The organism is Actinophytocola xanthii (assembly GCF_001921205.1).
Taxonomy (GTDB): Bacteria; Actinomycetota; Actinomycetes; order Mycobacteriales; family Pseudonocardiaceae; genus Actinophytocola; species Actinophytocola xanthii.
Genome location: NZ_MSIE01000039.1, coordinates 1 through 20,905, shown reverse-complemented (window position 1 = coordinate 20,905; position 20,905 = coordinate 1). Strand labels below are relative to the sequence as shown.

Genomic DNA, 20,905 nt, shown 5'->3' with positions numbered 1-20,905 from the left:
GATGTGAACCAGAGCACACCCGGCGGGTCAGAAAGGCGGCTCCGGCTCCGCTGCGTAGGGCTGCTCGCCGGCGGCAGCGGCGATGGCGGCCGCCGACGCCCCGCCAGGGACCATCACCTCGTCGGAGCGGCGCACCGGCGGGAGAGCGCTCGGGCTGCCGGACGCCTCGGTAAGCGGGGTGACCGCGGTGGTGAACTGGGTCAACGCGTCCAGCTCCCGCCGGCGGGCCTGCAGGAACCGCTGCAGGTGCGTGCTCGAGACGTTCACCGCGTCGATGGCTCCTTCGGCGGCCCGGTGCGCCGCCGACGCATGAGCCCGAACGGCCTCGATGTCCTCGGCCACCACCCGCTCGCTCGCGGCGAGCATCGCGGCGGAGGCGATCACGGCGAAGCCGGTGGGTCCGCAGACGAACACCCGCCGGTCCAGCAGCCAGCGCAGCAGGTCGGGGTCGGCGTCCAGGGCGGCGACGACCGCCGCGTCCGACGGGACGAACATGACCGTGCCGTAGATCGCGTCCGCCCAGCGCTGGTAGCCCTTGCCGGCCAGCTCGGCGGCCCGCGAGCGGATGTTGCGCACGTGCACGCGCAACGCGTCGAGCCGCTCGTCGGCGTCCTCGGTCTCCACCGCCTCGATCCAGCAGGCGATGCTCATCTTGGCGTCGACCGGTACCCGGCGGCCGTCGCCGACCAGGAGAAGCATGTCGGGGCGCACCGAACCGCCGCCGCCGACGTCGGTCTGCAGGGAGAAGTGCAGGCCCTCGCGTAGGCCGAGCGCGCGGGCCGTCTCGACCAGGGCACGTTCGCCGAGCTCGCCGCGGCCGTGGATGGAGGCGAAGGTCACCTCGTACCGGCGCAGCGCCGCGGCGTGGGCGTCGGTGCGCTCGCGTTCCCGCTGCACGGCGAGCATCGCCGCGTCCAGCCTGCGCTGGCCGTCCGCCCAGAGCCGGTGGAACAGCACCGCACCCGCGATCACCAGCAGCAACAGCACGACGGCTGCGGTGCCGAACACAGCGGCCACCTCGGCGTCTCCTCTCCTGGACGGGCAGTGAGCCAATCATGACCGGGGGTACCGACAATCCCTGTGGCGTGCCTCCCGCACTCGGCGGGCCGGCGGCCCTAACTTTGGCGGCCATGCGGGTGCTGCACACCTCCGACTGGCACGTCGGCCGGACCTTCCACGGCCGGGACCTGCTCGCCGACCAGGAGTCCGTGCTGGGCGGGCTGGCCGACCTGGTCGTCGACGAGCGGGTGGACGTGGTGGTCGTGGCCGGCGACCTGTACGACCGCGCCGTGCCCTCCGGGGAGGCGGTCAGCGCCTGCACTCGCATCCTGGACCGGATCAGGGCGGCCGGCGCCCAACTCGTCATCACCTCCGGCAACCACGACTCCGCCCCGCGGCTCGGCGCGTTCGCCGAGTTCGCCGCGGCCGGCGGGCTCCACCTGCGCACCCGCGTGGCCGAGCTGGACCGTCCCGTGCTGCTCGAGGACCGACACGGCCCGGTCGCCCTGTACGGCGTGCCGTACCTGGAACCGGAGCCGGCGCGGCACGCCCTCTCGCTCGACGCGTGCGGGCACGCCGAGGTGCTCACCGAGGCCATGCGGCGCGTGCGGGCCGACCTCGCCGGCAGGGCCGAGGGCACCCGGTCGGTCGTGCTCGCCCACGCCTTCGTGACCGGCGGCAGCGCCAGCGCCTCGGAGCGGACGATCGCGGTCGGCGGCGTCGAGCAGGTCCCCGGCGCGGTGTTCGGCGGCGTGGACTACGTCGCCCTCGGACACCTGCACGGCCCGCAGCGGCTGGCCGAGAACCTCCGGTACTCCGGCAGCCCGCTGGCCTACTCGTTCTCCGAGGCGCGGCACCGCAAGTCGGTCTGGCTGGTGGAGCTGGACGCCGCCGGGCTCGCCGGGGTGGAACGGCGGGAGCTGCCGGTGCCGCGCCGGCTCGCGACGGTCACCGGCCGGCTCGAGGACCTGCTGACCGAGCCGGCACACGAGACGCTGGTGGACCGGTACCTCTCGGTGGAGCTGACCGACCGGGTGCGGCCGACCGACGCGCTGCGCAGGCTGCAGCAGCGGTTCCCGCACGCCGTGCACCTGGACTGGCGGCCCGACGGCGGGACGCTCGCCGCGTCGCTGACCTACTCCAAGGTCGTGCACCGGCGCTCCGACCACGACGTCGCGTGCCAGTTCGTCGAGGACTGCCGGGGCGCCGGGCCGTCGGAGACCGAGTCGGCGCTGCTGCGGGAGGCACTGGCGGCCGTGGCCAACCACGAGCGGGCCGAGCTGGCCGGGCAGCGCGGAAACCGCGCCGCATGAGGCTGCACCGGTTGGAGGTGCGGGCCTTCGGGCCCTACCCCGGCCACGAGGTGGTCGACTTCGACCGGCTCGGCGCGGACGGCCTGTTCCTGCTCCACGGCGACACCGGAGCCGGCAAGACGACCCTGCTCGACGCGGTGGCGTTCGCCCTCTTCGGCGCCGTGCCGGGCCTGCGTGACCAGGCCAAACGCCTTCGCTGTGACTACGCCGACCCGGACGTGGCGACCGAGGTGCGGCTCGAGCTGACCGTTCGTGGGCACCGGCTGCTGCTGGTGCGCGGGCCGGAGTACCCGCGGCCGAAGAAGCGGGGCGGAGGTACGACCAAGCAGCAGGCCCGGGCGTCGCTCACCTGGGTGGGGGCGGCGCCGGCCGGGCACGCCCCCGACGGCCTGACCCGCATCGACGAGGTCGCCCGGACCGTCGAACGGCTGCTGGGGATGAGCAAGGAGCAGTTCTTCCAGGTGGTGCTGCTGCCGCAGGGCGAGTTCGCGCGGTTCCTCTGCGCGGAGACGACCGAGCGCGAGAAGCTGCTCGAGAAGCTGTTCGGGACGCAGCACTTCGCGCTGGTCGAGCAGTGGTTCCGGGAGCGCCGCGTTGAGCGCGGGCAGGCGCTGGCGCAGGGACGGCTGGAGTGCGAGCGCCTGGTGGCCCGGCTGGGGCAGGCCGTGGGCGAGGAGCCGCCGCAGGACGCGGACGAGGCGTGGCTCGACGAGCTCGTGGCGAGGACCGAGCTGGCCGCGGCGGAGGCGGTGACGACCGAGCTGGCCGCGGCGGCCGTGCGGGACGAGGCGGAGGCGGAGTACCTGGCGCTGCGGACCACGGCGGAGCAGGTGGCGCGGGCGCGGACGGCACACGAGGAGCTGGCCGAGCTCGCGGCCGGCGCACTGGCGCGGGAACGGTCCCGCGAGGAGCTGGCAGCGGCGCGGCGAGCGGCCGCGGTGGTGCCGGTGGCACGGGAGCTGGAGCGGGTCACCGAGCTGTCCCGGCGTGCGGAGGCCGAGCTGGAACGGCGCCTGGCGACGCTGCCGGACGACGTGCGTTCCCGGCTGTTCGACGACGTGGCGGACGCGGCCGGCAGCCAGCCCGCGGCGGCGGGACCGGGAGAGGCACAGCTCGGGCTGGACCTGTGGGTCGAGCTGGACGGCGCCCCGGCGGAAGACGCCGGGGCGGGGCGGGAGACAGCGGTACCGGGCGAGCCGGCGGGTCCCGAGACGCGCCTGGCCGGGGCCGCGCGGGGCGAGGCCGCGCGGTTGCGGGAGGAGGCCGGCGCGCTGGCCTCGCTGGTCGAGGAGGCGGGGCGGCAGCGCGTGGACCGGGACCGCGAGCGCGAGCTGGGCCGGCTCGCCGGGGCGGGGCGCGAGGTCATCGCCCGCTGTGCGGCGCGGCTCGCGGAGGTGCCGGCTGAGCTCGAGGACGCTCGGGAGCGGCTCGCCGAGGCGGTGCGGGCCGAGGACGCCCTGCCGGGGCTCACGGCCGCGAGGGACGAGGCCGGCACGCTGGTCCAGGACCTTCGTCGGGTTCCGGGGGCGCTCGAGGTCGTCCGGGAGCGGGAGGCGGCCCACGCGGCGGCCGTCGACGCGTACCAGGACGCGCGGGAGGCCCTGCTTGACGTGCGGCAGCGGCGGCTGGACGGGATGGCCGCGGAGCTGGCCGGACGGCTCGCCGAGGGCGCGCCGTGCCCGGTGTGCGGCTCGGCGGAGCATCCGGTGCCCGCTGTCGGCACCGCTGGCCAGGTCGGGGCGGAGGACGAGCGGGCCGCGGTGCGGCGTGAGCAGCGTGCCCAGGCCGGCCGGGAGGCGGCGAGGACGGAGCTCGACGCGGCCGTGCGTGTGCTCGACGGACTCCGCGAGCGGGTCGGGGACCGGGACGTGGACACCGCGGCGGCGAGCTTCCGGGACGCGGTCGCCGCCGTCGAACAGGCCGAGGAGCTCGCCGGCGGGCGGGTCCGGCTGGCCGGGCGGGTCACGCGGCTGGAGCGGGAGGCCGAGCGGCTCGGCGAGCAGCGGCTCGCGGCCGAGCGGGAGGTCGCGGGCTACGAGCGGGAGCTCGCCGGGGTGCTGGCCCGGGTCGCGGAGCGGACGGCCCGGCTGGAGGGAGCACGCGGTGCCTACCAGGACGTCGCGGCTCGACGGGCCGCTCTGCTCGCCACGGCCGAGCGGCTGGAGGCCGCGGGTGAGGCCAGCTCGGCGCTGGGCGCGGTCCGGGAGCGCGAGGGCGAGCAGCGACGGGCGCTGTCGACGGCCCTGACCGAGGGAGGGTTCGACGACGCCGACGAGGCGCTGCGGGCGGCACGCGGCGAGCAGGCGGTCCGGACGCTGGAGCGAACGCTTGCCGACGCGCAGGCGCGCGAGGCCGGCGCGCGGCAGGTACTGGCCTCGCTGCCCGACGTGGACCCGGGGCGGGAGGTGCCGTTGGGCCCCGCAGCGGAGGCGTCACGGGTGGCGCGGGAGGCGTTCGACCAGGCCAAGGTGGCCGAGGATGCCGCACGCCGGGCCCGGGCGGCCGTGGCGGAGCTGGCCGAGCGGCTCCGGGCCGTGTGGGCGGAGCTCGCACCGGCGGTTGCCGAGTACGAGGAGCTCTCGGCGCTTACCGACGTGGTGAACGGGCGGGGGCAGAACGCGCGCAAGATGTCGCTGCGGGCCTACGTACTCGCCGCGCGGCTGGAGGAGGTCGCGGTGGCGGCGAGCGCTCGGCTGCGCCGGATGAGCGATGGCCGGTTCTCGTTCGTGCACAGCGACGCCGCCGGCCCACGGGGTACCCGCGGTGGGCTGGGGCTGGACGTGCTCGACGACTACTCCGGCCGGGTGCGGCCGACCAGGACGCTCTCCGGCGGTGAGACCTTCCTCGCCTCGCTCGCGCTGGCACTGGGGCTCGCCGACGTGGTGGCCGGTCAGACCGGTGGGGCGCTGCTCGACACCCTGTTCGTGGACGAGGGGTTCGGCATGCTCGACGCGGACACCCTCGACGAGGTGATGAACATCCTCGACGAGCTGCGGGCCGGCGGTCGCGTGGTCGGGCTGGTGTCGCATGTGGAGGAGCTGCGACAGCGCATCCCGACGCGGTTGCTGGTCCGCAAGTCGCGCACGGGATCCTCTGTGGAGTTGATCGCCTGAGCGGCTCAGTAGGACACCGCGGAGACGACCAGGTCGGCCGCGGAACGGGTCGCGTTGATCAGGAGCGCGTTGCGCTCGTCGGAGCCGAGGGTCCGGTCGCGGGCCTGTTCGGGGGTGCGGCCGTAGGCCTCGTGGCGGGCCTGGAGCCAGCGGCGGCGCAGGTCCTCCTCGGGTGCGAGGAACCAGGCCCGGGTGAGCAGGGGCCGGACCCCGCTCCACGGCGGGTCCGGGAGCAGCAGGTAGTTGCCCTCGGTCACCACCAGCCGCACCTCCCGCGGCACCGGGACCGCGCCGGCGATCGGCTCCTCCAGGTCCCGGCGGAACAGGGGTGCGTAGACCGGGTCGTCGTTGGGCGCGGCCAGGCGGGCGAGCAGGTGGACGTAGCCCGCGGCGTCGAAGGTGTCCGGGGCGCCCTTGCGTTCGGTCCGGCCGAGCCTGGCCAGCTCCACCTGCGCGAGGTGGAAGCCGTCCATCCCGACGTGGACGGAGTCCGGGCCGAGCGCGGCCACCAGGCGCTGCGCCAGCGTGGACTTGCCGGCGCCGGGCGGACCGCAGATCCCGAGAACCGCGCGGTCGGCCGTCATCAGCGAGGTCGCCTCGGCGACCAGCTCCGCGAACCTCATGAGGCCAGCTCGCGCATGGGGAGGACCCAGCCGCGGGCGCCCTCGTGTCCCACCCGGACCGCCGCCGCGCGGTTGGCGAACGCGATCAGCCCGGGCAGCTCCGCCGGCCCCGGCACGCGGCCGAGGCGGGCCACGGCCAGGGCCGCCGCCCCGTGCCAGACGTCACCCGCGCCGACGGTGTCGCGCACCTCGGTGTCGGGCACGGCCACCTCGCCGGATTCGCCCTCGGCCTGCCAGCGCACCGGCGCCGGACCGGCCGTCCGGATCACGACCGGGTTGGCCAGCGGTTCCGGTGGCTCGAACGCCGCCGAGCACGCACACACGTCGACCAGCGGCAACAGCTCGGCCAACACCGGCTTCCAGCTCCCCGCGTCGAGCACGACGGGTACGCCGCGGCGACGGGCCGCGGTGGCCGCACGCAGGGCGAGCTCGGGGTGGTGGCCGTCGACGAGCAGGGCGCCGGCGCCGGTCAGGTCCGTGTCCCCGGCGGCGGCCATACCGGCGGCGTTGTGCGAGACCACCGTGCGTTCGCCGTCGGACTCGCGCACCGAGACCGCGCTCACCGCGGGCGGTGCGACGCGGTACGGCAGCACGTCGCTCACCTCGACCCCGCAGTCGGCCAGGTCCCGCAGCGCCAGCCGGGCGAGCGGATGCGAGCCGAGCACGGTACGCAGCCGCGCCGAGCCGCCCAGCGCGGCCACCGCGACCGCCGCGTTCGCGGCCGGGCCACCCGCCGCCAGCTCGACCGATCGGGACTGCACCTTCTGCCCCGGCGCCGGCAGCCGGTCCACCCGCTGCACCAGGTCGACCGTGCAGAGGCCGACGGCGACGACCACGCTCACCGGGGGATCGCCCACCGGACGATCGCCCCCTGGAGGATCACTGACGGGTGCATTGTGGACCTCCACGGCGCGTCGGTTTGCGCAAACGGTAGTGATCCGCGATAGCGTGTCGCAACCGTTTGCGCAAGCGGTTGCGGGCATTATCGATGGCAGGAGATCACTCGTGGTCACCATGCGGGACGTCGCCCGGCTCGCCGGCGTGTCCATCACCACTGTCTCGCACGTGGTCAACTCAACCAGGGCGGTAGCCCCGGAGACCAGGGCAAAGGTACTCGACGCGATCGAGCAGACCGGCTACACGGGTGACGCGATCGCCCGCTCGCTGGTCACCGGTGGGACGCAGTCCCTGGGAGTGGCGATCTCACTGGTGGCGAACCCGCACTTCGCCGAGCTCATCCGGGCCATCGAGCACGAGGCCACTCGCTCGGGGTACACCCTCGTCCTGGCCGACACGCACGACGATCCGGAGACCGAGCGGTCGGCGGTGCGGATGTTGCGGTCGCGCCGGGTGGACGGGCTGGTCCTCACCCCGTCGCCGCGGGACTCGGGAAGCGTGGTGCCGGAGCTGAAGCGGCTCGGTGTCCCGGTCGTGCTGCTGGACCGGCTGACCACCAGCCAGGACATCGACCAGGTCGGGCCCGAGAACGTCTACGCGACCTCCGGGCTGGTACGCCACCTCGCGGAGAACGGGCACCGGCGGATCGGGATGATCAGCGGCGCCACCGGCCTCGCGACCACCTCCGAGCGGGTGCTGGGGTACCGGCTCGGCCTGGGCCGGTCACGGCTGAGGTGGGACGAGTCGTTGGTCGTCGCCGGCGTTTCAGCCGACCCGGCGGACGACCTGACCGGGGACACGGCCAGCGACACGACCGGTTACCCGCCACCCGAGGCGACCGGTGAGCAGGGCGAGGACCCGGTCGCCGAGGCGCTGACCGCGCTGCTGGCGTTGGCCGACCCACCCACGGCGGTGATCGCGGGGAACAGCACCGTTCTCCGGGGCGTGCTGCACGAGTGCCGGCGGCGGGGCGTCACGGTGGGCAGCGAACTCGCGGTCGTGGGCTACGACGACGTCGACTGGGCGGAGCTCGTCGACCCCCCGATGACAACGGTTGCGCAACCGCTTGCGGAGATGGGCTCCCTGGCGGTTCGCCTGCTCCTGGAGCGGATCGCCGATCCCGACGGCAACCCGGTCACCAAACGTTTGCCCACGGCGTTCATGCACCGCCGCTCGTGCGGCTGCGACTGAGCGGCCCTACTCAGCTCGCCCGCCACAGGTGCAGGCCCGCATAGGAGCGCCAGGGGCGCCAGGCCCTGCTGCGCTCGACCAGCGCCGCCGGCTCGGCGGGCAGGCCCAGGGCCGCCGCTCCCCTGCGCAGCGCGAGATCGGTGTCGAGCAGCACGTCCGGTGCCCCCAGTACCCGCACCAGGACGTAGCCCGCGGTCCACGGGCCAACCCCGGGGAAGGCCCGCAGCTGCGCCGTCAGCTCGTCGGCGTCCGCGCCGACGTGCGGTTCCAGCTCCCCCGAGGCCAGGGCGGCGTTGACCGCGAGCACCGTGTCGATGCGTCGGCGAGGGCCGGTCAGGACCGATGCGGCCCCGGCAGCGATGGCCGCCGGAGTGGGGAACAGCGTGGTCAGGGCGCCGTCGGGGGTGGGGAGGGGGTCGCCGAGGGCGGCGGCCAGCCTGCCCAGGGTGGTCCGGGCCGCGGGAACCGAGATCTGTTGCCCCACGAGTGCCCTGGTGACTACCTCGGCCGCGTCGACGCTGCCGGGCAGCCGGATGCCGGGCACCGCCGCGACCGACGCGGCGAGCGCCGGGTCGGCGCCGAGCACCTCCGCGACCGCCTTGGGGTCGGCGTCCAGGTCGAACAGGCGGCGCAGGCGGGCGACGGCGATGCCGAGGTCGCGCATGTCGGTCAGGCGAAGCGTGCACTCCAGGTGACCGTCGGCCGGACGGAGCCGAGCCGTGCCCGTGCCGTGGGGCAGCCGCAGCGTGCGCGCGTACTCACCGTCCTCGACGGACTCCACGCCGGGCACGGCCCGGGCGGCCAGGAACGCGAAGATCCCCACGGCGTCGTAGGGCGCGCGGTAGGGCAGGCGCAGGGTCACCCGGCCCGGTGCCGGCCCGGCCGTCCGGGAGCGGCGGCGGGCGGCGAGGCGCAGGCCGGAGGGGGTCGTGGCGAACACCGAGCGGATCGTGTCGTTGAACTGGCGGACGCTCGCGAACCCGGCGGCGAACGCGATGTCGGCGAACCCCAGGTCGCTGGTCTCGATCAGCATCCTCGCCGAGTGCGCCCGGTGGGCCCTGGCCAGCGCGAGCGGGCCCGCGCCCAGCTCCGCGGAGAGCACCCGGGTGAGGTGCCGTTCCGAGTAGCCGACCCGCCGGGCCAGGCCGGGGACGCCTTCCCGCTCGACGATCCCGTCGCCGATCAGGCGCATCGCCCGGCCGGCGAGGTCGGCCCGCAGGTTCCACTCGGGCGAGCCGGGCACCGAGTCCGGCAGGCAGCGACGACACGCCCGGAAACCGGCCTGCTGAGCTGCCGCCGCCGTCGGGTAGAACCTCATGTTCTGCCGCTTGGGGGTGATGGCCGGACAGGACGGCCGGCAGTAGATCCCGGTGGTGCGCACGGCCACGACGAACTGGCCGTCGAACCGCGCGTCCCGGGAGGCCGAGGCCCGGTAGCCCTGCTCCTCGTCGATTCGCACACACCCATGCTGCCGCCGGCGGCACCCCCGGGCTAGCGGGATCCGGACACCACGGTCCCCCGGACATGGCGAAGGCCGCCCCCGGGGGACCGGAGGCGGCCTTCGCCAGTCCTACGGGGTGACCGACCGGACGATCACGTCACCCGTGCCGACGAGCACGTTCGTGTCCGTGCGGACCTGGACGTTGCCGTACAGCACACGCCCAGCGGCCGGAGCCGTGCCCGGGGTGACCGTGCCGGACACCGTCCAGGACGAGCCACCCGCCCGTGGCGCGTCCGCGTCGTTGACGGTGATCGCGCCGAACGAGGGACCGGAGAACACGTCCACGTAGTCGTAGGTCGTCGTGCCCGCCGGTACGGCGAACCCGACCACCAGGACGACCCACTCACCGGCCGCCGGGTTGGCGATCGTGACCTCCTCCTCCGAGTCGCCGTCCGCCGCCCGGCCAGCCTCGACGCAGGCTCCGCTGGTGCAGTTGAACACCAACAGGTCCAGGTCCGCGCCCAGGTCGGACGTCCTGCCGATCTTGGCGCGGAGCTGTCGGGAACCCGCCGCGACGGTCACCCCGTACTGCTGCTGGGCACCGTCGGCGATGGTCGGCGTGGCGATCCGGGCGCTGCCCAGTGGGGTGCCCACCGCGCGGCCGGTGAACGGACCGAACGCGTTGGTCAGCGTGTACTGCCGGGCGACCGGCTGGCCGCTCTGGGCCGACGCGATCACGTCCGGGTTCGGTGCGACGGTCGCCCCGAGGATCGAGGCGGTCAGCGTGTAGGGCGCGCGTACCGCGTCCGAGGTCCGCCTGGCCTCGACCACGACCTCCCACACCCCGGCCAACGGGTTGGTGAACGTGCGGCTGGTCGGGCTGCCCGCGTCGCAGGCGTTGCCCGGGGGCACCGGTGGGTTGTAGCAGTTCGGCGTGGAGTTGCCCTCGACGCCGACGCCGTAGGGGTGGAACCGCAGGAAGCGGATCTGGCCCGCGCCCTCGGCGGTCCCGCCGCCCTGCAGGTCGACCTTGAGTGCCGGCGTCCCGGCCGGGACCCGGACGAAGTAGCTGTCGGTCTCGTTGCGACCGAGCTGGCCGCCGTGCCGGACCTGGTACCCGCCGCCGGCGGTGAAGTCCTCGGCCGCGATGACGGTGTTCATCGTCTGGTGCTCGATGCCGGTGGTCATCGGGCTGTCCAGGTTCAGGATCGCCGAGTGGGCTCCGGCCGTGCGCGGGTTGACCGTCACGCGGAACTTGACGGCGCTGTTCTTCGGCAGCGTGACCGAGTTGCCGGAGCTGAACGTGCCGTCGTTGCCGACCCAGGACACCGCGTAGGTGAGCGGGTGGTTCGGACCCGAGGTGCGCCTGAACGTGTACTCGCGGGTGAAGCGATCGCCCTTCTTCACGCCTTCGCGGTCGTAGATGCCGGTGCCGACGTCCGGTGTGGCGAGGAAGTCGGACAGCACCGTGTTCACCGGCACCGAGGAGCTGATGTCGACGGTGTCGATGTTCGCCTTCAGCGCGTTCCAGGCCTTCCGCGTGTCGACAAGGCCGTTGCCCTGCTCGTAGGCGTCGTAGCCAGGGATGAACCGGGTGGTGGAGACGAGCGCCTGGCGCAGCTGCGCCGGGCTGTGCTCGACGTTGCGCTGAAGCGCGGCGCTGACCAGCACGGCCGCCGCCCCGGCTGTCTGCGGCGAGGCCATCGAGGTGCCGTTGAGATGGCCGTAGCCCGGCGGCAGCGGGTAGGTGCCGACCAGCGGACTGCCGTTCATGAACATCGGGATCGGGGAGATCGCCGAGCCCGGCGCGATCAGGTTGGGCTTGAACCCGCCGTCCTCACGGGGCCCGCGGGAGGAGAAGCCGTGCATGTTGTCCTCCTGGGCAGCGTCGGAACCGTAGTTGCGCTGCCAGGTGGCCCGGGAGATGTAGGAGCCGACGCTGATCACCTTGTCGGCGAGCGACGGCGTGCCGGCCGTGTTCATGCCGGGGCCCGAGTTCCCCGCCGAGATGAACATCTGCACGTCGTAGGTCTCGATCAGCTCGTTGTAGAGCAGCTCGCGCACGGTCTGGCCGTGGTTGAGCAGCTCGAGCCCGCCGATCGACATGTTGATCACGTCGACGTCGGCGTCCCTGGCCGCGTAGATCATGCCCTCGTCCAGGGCGTGGTTGGTGCAGCCGGGGAGGAACATGCAGGCGCGGACGGACACCAGCTTGGCGCCGGGCGCCGCACCGCTCATCGTGCCGCCGAACATCTTGTTCGCCGCGACGATGCCCGCCACGTGGGAGCCGTGGGCGCCGGAGACGATGCCGATGTTCACCGACTCGGTGGCCGGGCTCGTCTGCACCACGAACGGCATCGACTCGTGCACCGGCGTGGCCGGGTTGTCCCGGCCGAACCTGCCGACGTCCCGCTTGACCTTGAAGTCGGTCATCGCGGCCTCGTCGGCGAAGCTCTTGTCCTGGTCGGTGTCGACCCAGACGGTGTTGGTCGCCGGGTCCCACAGCACGCCGAACGTGCCGATGCTGCCGGCCGGGTTCCCGTCGCGGTTGACGTCGTTGCCCAGCTCGCCCGCCAGGCGCGGGTCGCGCTCGTTGAACAGGCCGTACCGGTAGCCGGTCGGCTGGCCGGGGGCCGGGTTGGACATGTCGATCCAGGTCGGGTCCGCGTCCTCGTTGAGACCCGTCTCCTCGTCGAACGCCGGATCGGTCGCGGTCACCCAGTCAACGATCTTGTCCTCGCCCGTGCTGGTCGTGTTGAGCGCCGGGTGGGCCAGGTCGACGCCGGTGTCGACGATGCCGACGGTGACGCCGCGGCCGTCGTACTTCGGGTTGGCCTCCACGAACTGGGCGGTGCCGATGTCACCGGTGGGCATGTAGGGGTTGACCCGGGGTGTCGTCGGCCCGGGCGCGGGCTGGGGCGTGGGGTCGTCGATGCCCAGCGGGCGCGGCTCCTCGAACTTGATCACCCGGTCGACGTTGAGCGCGTCCACGCCGGGGAACGCGGCCATCTTCTCCACCGCGTCGATAGGCACTTCGGCCCGCAGGTAGCCGAGCTCGTCGGCGCGGTACCGGATCTCGGCGCCGGCGGCCACGAGCCGGTCGTCGACCCCCTGGTCGGCCATCACCTGGATCTCGACGGTGGTCTTGCCCTCCCGCCGGGCCTTCACGAGCAGGTCCCGGTCCTGCTTGCCGAGCTCCGTCCCGAGGTCGGGCACCTCGGGCGGGGCGGCCACGGCGGTGCCCGGAAGCGCGGCGAGCGAGGCGCCGACCACAGCGGCGGCCAGCGCCGCGGCGAGGCGGGTTCTGCCTCGGCCGCGCGAGTCACGTTGGGTCATCCCACGTCCTTCGTTCTCGAGCGGGCCGGGGAGGGACCGCTCGGGGGGTATACCGGTCCACAAGCGCTCACGGAGTGTTGTTGAGCGATGCCGGAACTGACTAGCGTCCAAACGGGCTAAATCCTTCTCGCAGGTACAGCGCCGAAGCCCCGGCGTAGACAGTGTCGCTCGCAGTAGCGCGTTCGCTACGCGGCCAGGGGTAACCGTTGGCGCACGAAAGCCGGCGCGACGCTGACCGTAGAATTACCGCACGTGAGCTTGACCCTCGGGATCGTCGGCCTGCCCAACGTCGGCAAGTCAACCCTCTTCAACGCCCTGACCAGCAACGACGTGCTCGCCGCGAACTATCCGTTCGCGACGATCGAGCCCAACGTCGGCGTGGTCCCGCTGCCTGATCCGCGACTTTCCGTGCTGTCGACCATGTTCGAGAGCCAGCGGGTCGTACCGGCCACCGTGTCCTTCGTGGACATCGCGGGACTGGTGAAGGGGGCGTCCGAGGGCGCGGGACTGGGTAACAAGTTCCTCGCGAACATTCGCGAGGCGGATGCGGTGTGCCAGGTGATCCGGGTGTTCGACGACCCCGACGTGGTGCATGTGGACGGCCGGATCGACCCGTCCAGTGACATCGAGACGATCAACACCGAGCTGATCCTGGCCGACCTGCAGACGCTGGAGCGCGCGCTGCCCCGGCTGGAGAAGGAGGCGCGGACACGCAAGGAGGCGCGGCCGGCTCTGGAGGCCGCCGAGACGGCGAAGAGGATCCTGAACTCGGGCCGGACACTGTTCACCGCGCAGTCCGAAGTGGATCTCGCGGTGCTGCGCGACCTGACGCTGCTGACCACCAAGCCGTTCCTGTACGTGTTCAACGCGGACGAGGCGGTACTGGCCGACGCCGGGCGCCGCAAGGAGCTCGCCGAGCTGGTCGCACCGGCGGACGCGGTGTTCCTGGACGCGAAGGTCGAGGCCGAGCTGCTCGAGCTGGACGACGAGGCCGCCGTCCGCGAGCTGCTGGAGTCGATCGGACAGGAGGAGCCCGGGCTGCACTCGCTGGCGCGGGCCGGCTTCCACACCCTCGGCCTGCAGACCTACCTGACCGCCGGGCCCAAGGAGGCGCGGGCCTGGACCATCCACAAGGGGTGGACCGCCCCCCAGGCGGCCGGCGTCATCCACACCGACTTCGAGCGCGGGTTCATCAAGGCCGAGATCGTCTCGTTCGAGGACCTGGTCGCGGCCGGCTCCATGGCCGCGGCGAAGGCGGCTGGCAAGGTGCGCATGGAGGGCAAGGACTACGTGATGGCCGACGGCGACGTGGTCGAGTTCCGCTTCAACGTCTGACAGCGCCGGCCGCGCTGGACGGCTGGCGCGCCGGGGCGGACGCGGCCGAGCGGGGCGACGCCGGTTCGCTCCGACGCCCGCCCCGCCCTCGGCTTCAGCGCTGCGTGTCCGGCTGGGGGCCGAGCATCGCGGCCAGCGCCTGCTTCGAGGCGACCACGAACCGACCCATCGTCACCTGGGGTGCGCCGATCAGGACCAGTAGCAACGCGCTGGTCAGCGGGAAGACCCCGGTGCAGCCGCGGTTGCCCTCGAACGTCACGGCCTGCATGGTGCCGCTGCCGGCGGCCTGGGTGAACTGGGCACCCAGTCCCGCCGCCACCGCCGCCATCGCCGAGGTCTTGTGGGCCGTGTCCTCGGGGGCGGACCGGCTCCGCCGGCCCACCGTCTCGTTCGCCGCGACCTCGACCACGGGGTCGATGTCGGACGCGACCACCAGCCCGTCGTGGCTGGCCACGACGGCGCCGGCGATGTCGCGGACGGTGGCCCGCATCCGCTGCAGCAGTTCGGCGACGGCGGCCGGGTCCTGGAGCTGCACGTGGACCGCTCGCACGCTCATGCGTCGACGAGCTGCTCGACGCGGCGCAGGTGCCGCCGAGCCAGGGCGAGGTTGGCCCTGGAGCGGTCGAGGACGTAGTAGAGGAACAGCTCGCCCTTGGCCTCCATCAGGGGCCGGATGATGTGGTACTGCCGGCCGAGCGTGATGAGGATGTCCTCGATCTGGTCGTTGAGCTGCAGCGCGTGGATCGTCCGCATCTTCGCCCGGACGACCTCGGTGTTGCCGGCACCCGCGGTCTCGAGGTCCATCAGGGCGCCGCCGCCGCGGGTCCCGAGGGTCATCCCGCTCTCGTAGTCGACAAGCGCCACGCCAACGGCACCCTCGATCGTCATCGCCTCGTGCAACGCGTCGTCGATGTTCACTGTCAAACCCTTCTTCTCTCCCTGCCGGGATCCGCGGGCGCACGGCGACGCCGCGCGAAAACTCGAAATGTCGAGCAGCGCGTTGTTCAGGCCGTGATTACACGTTCACGTGACGGTCCGGGCGGGCATGTCACCCACCCGGACTGTCTACATGAGAACGTCTACCTGAGGATCCCCCATATGGGTGGTTGTACGAGAATGTGAATACGCTGCGTTAACACGTCGGTACATGCCGGCGCGAGTTCAACGAGCGATGCGGGTCGGCTGCGCCGCCGCCCTGTCCATCCCCGCCGCCACCAGCGCGGCGGCACGAATGGCCTCGTGCAATTGCCAGATCGACTGCGACGGCAGGTAGAAGCCCTCGCCCGGAGGCGGGAGCACAGCCACCCGGCCGTCGGACACCGTCACCACCAGGCTGCGCTGGCGGTTCAGTCCATCCACAACAGGAACATCCCAAATCATTTGCGGCTCCACGGGCCACCTCCCATGCACTCGGATGGGGGTCGCCCGAATGGCCGCACGTGTTACGCAGTGTCAGCGAAGTAACGAACGGTCCGTCGGCGCCAGGTGGAGTTGCTCGGGCGGACGCGCCAGATACTTGGTGAGCAGCGGCAACAGCTCGTGGGTCCACCGGGCGGAGCGGCCCAGCGTGCGCACGTGCTCCAGGTGGGCCTCCTGGTCCGGATAGGCCGCCACCCAGGCGAAAACGTTTGCGTCGGCGCGAACCGGTAGCGCAGGGTAGTTGTTCTCGGCTGTCTCGGTGCGCAGGCAGGCCAGCGGCGGTGCGCCGGTCTCCACCAGCAGCGGGCGGACCTCGGTGAGGAAGAACTCGGCGAAGTCGTCTCCGTCGGGTGGCAGGTGGTACAGGGTCACGGTGACGAGCGACACCTCCGCGTCCTCGACGTCGGCACCGGCCGGTGCCCGAGTACGGCCCGCCAGATCGAATCCGCAGTCCGGAGCGGCCGGGCGGAGCAGCAGGACGTCGTCGAACGTCACCATCGTGGCGTTCGCCACCTCTTTGTGCTCGGCCCAGACCGGCCCGCCGTAGAACGCGGCGAGGGCGGTGGCGCGCGTCTCCATGTCCGGGAAACCACGGAACCAGACGAACCGGTCGGGGTCGTCGAGGTCGCGGAACTGGCCGTACAGCCGCATGCCCAGCGCCTCCTGGGACTCGACGAACTCCCGGTCGAACAGCTCGATCAGCACGTCGCGCTGACCCGGGTGCAGGGTGTACTGCCGGAGCTCGAGAACCTCGGTCATCGCGGCGCCGCTCCTTACGCGGTGGAAGACTCGGGTGAGCGACACCCTATTGGGGCGCACCGATCGCGAGTCGATCGGATCACATGTGCCGCAGGCAGAAGGAGCTCCGCGTGACCGAACCACTCGACCGGCTGCTGGACGAGGTCGCGGCGCAGGGCTGGGAGCTCAACAAACCGGCCGAGCCGAGCGCGCTCGACCGCCTCGACGCCTGGTGGCTGGCCCGCACCGGCACCCCTCTCGCCGACGCCCACCGCGACCTGCTGGCCCGCACGGACGGCCTGGACTTCAACGGCTGCGTGCTCTACGCCACACAGGACGGGCGCACCCCGGGCGGACTGTTCGTCGCCGGGCTCGTCGAGTCCAACGAGCGCCTCGGCGAGACCGCGGCGACCTGGTTGGGAGAGGCCAACGGTGACCTGTTCGGCCTGGTCGGCGGGGTCTGGCTGACCGCGGACAAGGTCTCCCGACGGGAGTACGAGCGCCACGACGACTGCGCCGCGCTGCTCTCGACGATCCTCCACCGGTACCTGGAGACCTGACCAGCCGCGTCCGCGACAGGGCTGAACCCGTGCGACGGTCTACGCCGTACTCACCCAGGGCGGTGTTTGATGTGGCACGAGCCGGAGAACCCGAGGAGAACCATGCCCAAGCTGTTACTCGGTCCGCTGCTCAGACATACGGACACGACCTCGGCCACCATCTGGGTGGAGACCGACCAGCCGTGCACCGTCACGGTCAGCGGCCCGGAGCCGGCGCCCTCCGCTCACACCTTCACCGTCGCCGGGCACCACTACGCGTTGGTCGTGATAGCCGGCCTCACGCCGGCGACGAGCACCCCGTACCAGGTGCTGCTCGACGACGAGCAGGTCTGGCCGCTGGCGGACAGCAGCTACCCGCCCAGCCGCATCCGCACCTTCCCCGAAGGCGGCGACCCGGAGTTCCTGTTGCTGTTCGGCTCCTGCCGGATGCCGGACAGCGACGACCCGAAGGAGATGCGGACGATGGGCACCGACGCCCTCGCCGCCTACGCCACCCGCATGCACGAGCAGGACGAGCGGGACTGGCCGGACTCGCTGCTGCTGGTCGGCGACCAGGTCTACGCGGACGACACCACCAAGGCGACCAAGGAGTGGATCAGCAAGCGCCGCGACATCAGCAAGCCGCCCTACGGCGAGGTCGCCGACTTCGAGGAGTACACCCGGCTCTACCACGAGTCCTGGGCCTCGCCGCTGGCGCGATGGCTGATGTCGACCGTGCCCACGTCGATGATCTTCGACGACCACGACGTGCGGGACGACTGGAACACCTCGCAGGCCTGGCGGGACGAGATAGAGCGGACGTCCTGGTGGCACGACCGCGAGCGGGGCGCCCTGGCCAGCTACTGGATCTACCAGCACATCGGCAACCTCGCCCCGGACGACCTTGGCGACGACGAGATCTACGAGAAGGTGGTGGCCCAGGGGCGCGACGGTGACGCGGCCGACCTGCTGCGCGAGTTCGCCGACCGGGCCCGGCAGGAGGTCAACGGGCGCAAGGGCACCCGGTGGAGCTACCGGCGCGACTTCGGCAACGTGCGGATGCTGGTGATCGACACCCGGTCCGGCCGGATCCTGTCCGGCGGCGTGCGGTCGATGGTCGGCGACGGCGAGTTCGAGTGGATCGAGCAGCACGCCGACGGCACGTACGACCACCTGCTGATCGGCTCGTCGTTGCCGTGGCTGATGCCGCACGCGATCAGCCACATCCAGTCGATGAACGAGGTCGCCTGCCGGCGCCCGGGCTGGCGGGGCCGGTTGGCCGAGAAGTTCCGGCAGGTCAGCGACCTCGAGCACTGGCCGTCCTTCCGCGCCTCGTCCGATCGGCTCACCAGGCTGATCCTGCGCATCGCCAAGAGCGACGTGGCCAGTGTGAGCGTGCTCTCCGGTGACGTGCACCACGTGTACGCGGCCAGGGCGTCGTTCCCCGAGGAGGTCAAGGCCGCGGTGTTCCAGCTGACCTGCTCGCCGGTGCACAACCAGGTCGAGCGGCTGATGCGGCCGCTGTTCGTGCTGGCCTGGTGGCGCCCGCTGGCAGCGGTCTTCCGCTGGCTGATGTTCCGCTCGCCACACATCGACCCGATGCCGGTCGAGTGGAGCAAGGTCTCCGGCCCGTTCTTCGGCAACGCGATCGCCTCGCTGCGGATCAAGGGGCGGCATGCGGAGATGGTCGTCGAGCAGGCCGAGGGCGGCCGGTTCGCGCCCCGGCTGAAGCCGCTGACCACGGTGGTGCTGACCGACGACCCGAACAACCCCGCGGCCTCCCCTGGCCGGCGGGCGCGTTGGCGGTCCCGCCGGCCCTGACCAGGAGTTTCGGTGGGGGCCGGCGGGCGGTGCTCACCCCGCGCTCGCCGCCTGCCCGGCGGCCGCGTCGGCGAGGACCCCGTCGATCCGCTCGGCCAGCGTCACGTCGTTCTCGGTGAGGCCGTTGACCGAGTGGGTGATGCAGCGGAACGTGAGCGTCCGCCAGCGGATGTCGATGTCCGGGTGGTGGTCGAGGCTCTCGGCGATCTCCGCCACCCGGTTCACCACCTGGATGGCCTGGGGGAAGTCCGCGAGCTCGAGGGTCCGCTCGAACGACCCCTCGACCAGGCGCCAATCCTGGAGCCGGCCGAGGGCCTTTCCCTTTTCTTCGTCACTGAGCAGTTCTGGCATGTGCTCATGGTGGCCCCTGCCCGTGCGGGCCGCACCGGTAGGCTGGGCGATCACCACGGGAGTCCGGTGTGCGCCGGGCTGAGAGGAGGGCTCGCAGCCCTCGACCGTCGAACCTGATCCGGGTCATGCCGGCGCAGGGAGGAGGAGACGTGTTACTTCGCAGGGTTTTCGCCGCGACCGTCCTGGTGGTGTCGCTGGCCGGGTGCACGCTGTCCTCCGGCGAGGAGCCGGAGGACGGGGAGCGCCGGGTGGTGTTGGTCACCCACGACTCGTTCGCCATGAGCGAGGAGGTCCTCGACGCCTTCCGCGAGCGCTCCGGCATCAGGATCGACGTCCGCAAGCTGGGCGACGCGGGCGCGCTCACCAACCAGCTGGTGCTCACCAAGGACAACCCGGTCGGCGACCTCGCCTTCGGCGTCGACACCACGTTCGCCTCCCGGGCGCTGGACGAGGACGTGTTCTCGCCCTACGAGAGCCCGGAGGCCGACCAGGGGCCGCAGCGCTACGCGATCGACGACACCAACCGGCTGACCGCCGTCGACGTGGGCGACGTGTGCGTCAACATCGACCCCGCCGCGTTGACGGCGAAGGGGGTGCCGGAGCCCACCACCTACGCCGACCTGACCAAGGCCGAGTACCAGGACATGCTGGTCGTGGAGGACCCGGCCACCTCCTCTCCCGGGCTCGCGTTCCTGCTGGGCACGATCGCCGAGCTGGGCGACGGCTGGCGGGAGTACTGGATGGCGCTCAAGGGGCGCGGTGTCCAGGTCGTGAGCGGCTGGGAGGAGGCCTACACCCAGGAGTTCTCCGGCTCGTCGGGCAAGGGCCCCCGGCCGATCGTGGTCTCCTACGCCTCCTCACCGTCCGCCGAGCTGGCCGAGGACGGCACGCCCCGCACCAAGGCCGTGCTCGGGACCTGCTTCCGGCAGGTCGAGTACGCCGGGGTGCTCCAGGGCGCGGCCGAGGAGCAGGACGCGCGGAAGGTGCTGGACTTCCTGCTCTCCGCCGAGTTCCAGGCCCAGGTGCCCGAGCAGATGTACGTCTATCCGGCCCGTGAGGGCGTGGACCTGCCCGAGGCCTGGGAGAAGGCGGCACCGCTGCCCGACGCCCCGGCGGAGCTGGATCCCGCCGAGATCAGCCGGAACCGGGAGCGCTGGATCGACGAGTGGCGCGCGCTCGTCCAGGGCTGAGCGCCGGGCTGGTCGGGGTCGCGCTGGTCCCGCTGGCCTTCCTGGCGGTGTTCTTCGTCTGGCCAGTGGTCGCGATCCTGCGACTCGGTCTCGCCGAGGGCGGGGTGCTCGCGGTGCTCGGCCAGGCCCGCACCTGGGAGCTGGTCGCGTTCACCGTGGGCCAGGCCGCGGCGTCCACCGCGCTCGCCGTGGTCGCCGGACTGCCGGTGGCCTACCTGCTGGCGCGGACCTCGCTACCGGGCCTGGGGCTGGTCCGGGTGCTGGTCCTGGTCCCGTTCGTGCTGCCGACGGTGGTCGTGGGGCTCGCGTTCCGCACCCTGCTCCCCGACGGCGGGGTGCTGGCGATCGTGCTGGCCAACAGCTTCTTCAACGTCGCGGTCGTGGCCCGGACGGTGGCCGGGCTCTGGTCGCACCTGGACCGGAGGGCGCAGGACGCGGCCCGCTCGCTCGGCGCGTCCCCGCTGCGAGCGTTCACCTCGGTGACGCTGCCCGCCCTCACCCCCGCGCTGACCTCGGCCGCCGCCGTCGTGTTCCTGTTCTGCGCGACCAGCTTCGGGGTGGTGCTGATCCTCGGCGGCTCCCGGTACCGGACGCTGGAG

18 protein-coding genes and 1 riboswitch are annotated in these 20,905 nt (G+C 72.7%); of the genes, 8 read left to right on the top strand and 10 right to left on the bottom strand.

The features are described from left to right. Window positions 1-27: 27 nt before the first annotated feature. A complete protein-coding gene (gene rmuC, locus BU204_RS20935) occupies window positions 28-1,017 on the bottom strand; it encodes a DNA recombination protein RmuC (protein ID WP_083661481.1) in 990 nt (329 codons plus the stop codon). 113 nt (window positions 1,018-1,130) lie between these two features. Between rmuC and BU204_RS20930 the strand changes: the two genes are divergently transcribed. After that, window positions 1,131-2,312 (top strand): exonuclease SbcCD subunit D, encoded by a 1,182-nt coding sequence (locus tag BU204_RS20930; protein WP_075127464.1) that lies wholly within the window; start codon window positions 1,131-1,133, stop codon window positions 2,310-2,312. Continuing rightward, entirely contained in the window at window positions 2,309-5,425 is a 3,117-nt protein-coding gene (locus BU204_RS20925) for an AAA family ATPase (RefSeq protein WP_075127411.1), read from the top strand. The genes BU204_RS20930 and BU204_RS20925 overlap by 4 nt, the downstream gene beginning before the upstream one ends. Before the next feature lie 5 nt (window positions 5,426-5,430). On the opposite strand, the gene BU204_RS20920 is transcribed toward BU204_RS20925, so the two are convergent. Next, window positions 5,431-6,048, bottom strand: coding sequence for a nucleoside/nucleotide kinase family protein (locus BU204_RS20920; protein WP_075127410.1), 618 nt, complete (start codon window positions 6,046-6,048; stop codon window positions 5,431-5,433). Beyond that, a complete protein-coding gene (locus BU204_RS20915; protein ID WP_233160440.1) occupies window positions 6,045-6,905 on the bottom strand; it encodes a PfkB family carbohydrate kinase in 861 nt (286 codons plus the stop codon). Before BU204_RS20915 ends, BU204_RS20920 begins: the two co-directional genes overlap by 4 nt. 157 nt (window positions 6,906-7,062) lie before the next feature. Here BU204_RS20915 and BU204_RS20910 point away from each other — a divergent pair, with 157 nt between their 5' ends. Continuing rightward, window positions 7,063-8,136: a LacI family DNA-binding transcriptional regulator gene (locus BU204_RS20910; RefSeq protein WP_075127463.1), complete on the top strand. Its 1,074-nt coding sequence runs from the start codon at window positions 7,063-7,065 to the stop codon at window positions 8,134-8,136. Between the two features lie 10 nt (window positions 8,137-8,146). On the opposite strand, the gene BU204_RS20905 is transcribed toward BU204_RS20910, so the two are convergent. After that, the gene (locus BU204_RS20905) at window positions 8,147-9,595 is read right to left on the bottom strand and encodes an AlkA N-terminal domain-containing protein (RefSeq protein WP_075127408.1); all 1,449 of its coding nucleotides are present in this window, start codon (window positions 9,593-9,595) and stop codon (window positions 8,147-8,149) included. A 111-nt stretch (window positions 9,596-9,706) separates the two neighbouring features. Then, a complete protein-coding gene (locus tag BU204_RS20900; protein ID WP_075127407.1) occupies window positions 9,707-12,913 on the bottom strand; it encodes a S8 family serine peptidase in 3,207 nt (1,068 codons plus the stop codon). A gap of 252 nt (window positions 12,914-13,165) precedes the next feature. On the opposite strand from BU204_RS20900, the gene ychF reads away from it, so the two are divergent. Beyond that, entirely contained in the window at window positions 13,166-14,248 is a 1,083-nt protein-coding gene (ychF, locus tag BU204_RS20895) for a redox-regulated ATPase YchF (protein WP_075127406.1), read from the top strand. A gap of 94 nt (window positions 14,249-14,342) precedes the next feature. Here ychF and BU204_RS20890 read toward each other — a convergent pair whose 3' ends face one another. The 4 genes from BU204_RS20890 to BU204_RS20875 form a co-directional block, all read right to left on the bottom strand. Continuing rightward, a complete protein-coding gene (locus tag BU204_RS20890; protein ID WP_143229629.1) occupies window positions 14,343-14,804 on the bottom strand; it encodes a roadblock/LC7 domain-containing protein in 462 nt (153 codons plus the stop codon). Further along, the gene (locus tag BU204_RS20885) at window positions 14,801-15,166 is read right to left on the bottom strand and encodes a hypothetical protein (RefSeq protein WP_075127404.1); all 366 of its coding nucleotides are present in this window, start codon (window positions 15,164-15,166) and stop codon (window positions 14,801-14,803) included. Before BU204_RS20885 ends, BU204_RS20890 begins: the two co-directional genes overlap by 4 nt. A gap of 243 nt (window positions 15,167-15,409) precedes the next feature. After that, on the bottom strand, window positions 15,410-15,640 hold the full coding sequence (locus tag BU204_RS20880) for a hypothetical protein (protein ID WP_143229628.1): 231 nt from the start codon (window positions 15,638-15,640) through the stop codon (window positions 15,410-15,412). Between the two features lie 60 nt (window positions 15,641-15,700). Beyond that, entirely contained in the window at window positions 15,701-16,426 is a 726-nt protein-coding gene (locus tag BU204_RS20875) for an NIPSNAP family protein (RefSeq protein ID WP_075127402.1), read from the bottom strand. Between the two features lie 110 nt (window positions 16,427-16,536). Here BU204_RS20875 and BU204_RS20870 point away from each other — a divergent pair, with 110 nt between their 5' ends. After that, window positions 16,537-16,965, top strand: coding sequence for a hypothetical protein (locus BU204_RS20870; RefSeq protein ID WP_143229627.1), 429 nt, complete (start codon window positions 16,537-16,539; stop codon window positions 16,963-16,965). A 102-nt stretch (window positions 16,966-17,067) separates the two neighbouring features. Beyond that, a complete protein-coding gene (locus BU204_RS20865) occupies window positions 17,068-18,765 on the top strand; it encodes an alkaline phosphatase D family protein (RefSeq protein WP_075127400.1) in 1,698 nt (565 codons plus the stop codon). A 33-nt stretch (window positions 18,766-18,798) separates the two neighbouring features. Here BU204_RS20865 and BU204_RS20860 read toward each other — a convergent pair whose 3' ends face one another. After that, window positions 18,799-19,116 (bottom strand): 4a-hydroxytetrahydrobiopterin dehydratase, encoded by a 318-nt coding sequence (locus tag BU204_RS20860; RefSeq protein WP_075127399.1) that lies wholly within the window; start codon window positions 19,114-19,116, stop codon window positions 18,799-18,801. A gap of 45 nt (window positions 19,117-19,161) precedes the next feature. After that, window positions 19,162-19,273: riboswitch (TPP riboswitch) on the top strand. Here BU204_RS20860 and BU204_RS20855 point away from each other — a divergent pair. After that, entirely contained in the window at window positions 19,242-20,306 is a 1,065-nt protein-coding gene (locus tag BU204_RS20855) for a thiamine ABC transporter substrate-binding protein (RefSeq protein ID WP_158073484.1), read from the top strand. It overlaps the preceding riboswitch by 32 nt. Then, window positions 20,282-20,905: ABC transporter permease (locus tag BU204_RS20850; protein ID WP_233160439.1), on the top strand; the 624-nt coding region annotated here is incomplete at its 3' end. The genes BU204_RS20855 and BU204_RS20850, both read left to right, overlap by 25 nt.

Excerpts from the sequence above, each read along its gene's own strand:
- BU204_RS20900 (WP_075127407.1), bottom strand. The coding sequence starts at position 12,913 with ATGACCCAACGTGACTCGCGCGGCCGAGGCAGAACCCGCCTCGCCGCG.
- BU204_RS20875 (WP_075127402.1), bottom strand. The coding sequence starts at position 16,426 with ATGACCGAGGTTCTCGAGCTCCGGCAGTACACCCTGCACCCGGGTCAG.
- BU204_RS20910 (WP_075127463.1), top strand. The coding sequence starts at position 7,063 with ATGCGGGACGTCGCCCGGCTCGCCGGCGTGTCCATCACCACTGTCTCG.
- BU204_RS20860 (WP_075127399.1), bottom strand. The coding sequence starts at position 19,116 with ATGCCAGAACTGCTCAGTGACGAAGAAAAGGGAAAGGCCCTCGGCCGG.
- BU204_RS20855 (WP_158073484.1), top strand. The coding sequence starts at position 19,242 with ATGCCGGCGCAGGGAGGAGGAGACGTGTTACTTCGCAGGGTTTTCGCC.
- BU204_RS20925 (WP_075127411.1), top strand. The coding sequence starts at position 2,309 with ATGAGGCTGCACCGGTTGGAGGTGCGGGCCTTCGGGCCCTACCCCGGC.
- BU204_RS20865 (WP_075127400.1), top strand. The coding sequence starts at position 17,068 with ATGCCCAAGCTGTTACTCGGTCCGCTGCTCAGACATACGGACACGACC.
- BU204_RS20930 (WP_075127464.1), top strand. The coding sequence starts at position 1,131 with ATGCGGGTGCTGCACACCTCCGACTGGCACGTCGGCCGGACCTTCCAC.
- BU204_RS20890 (WP_143229629.1), bottom strand. The coding sequence starts at position 14,804 with ATGAGCGTGCGAGCGGTCCACGTGCAGCTCCAGGACCCGGCCGCCGTC.
- BU204_RS20920 (WP_075127410.1), bottom strand. The coding sequence starts at position 6,048 with ATGAGGTTCGCGGAGCTGGTCGCCGAGGCGACCTCGCTGATGACGGCC.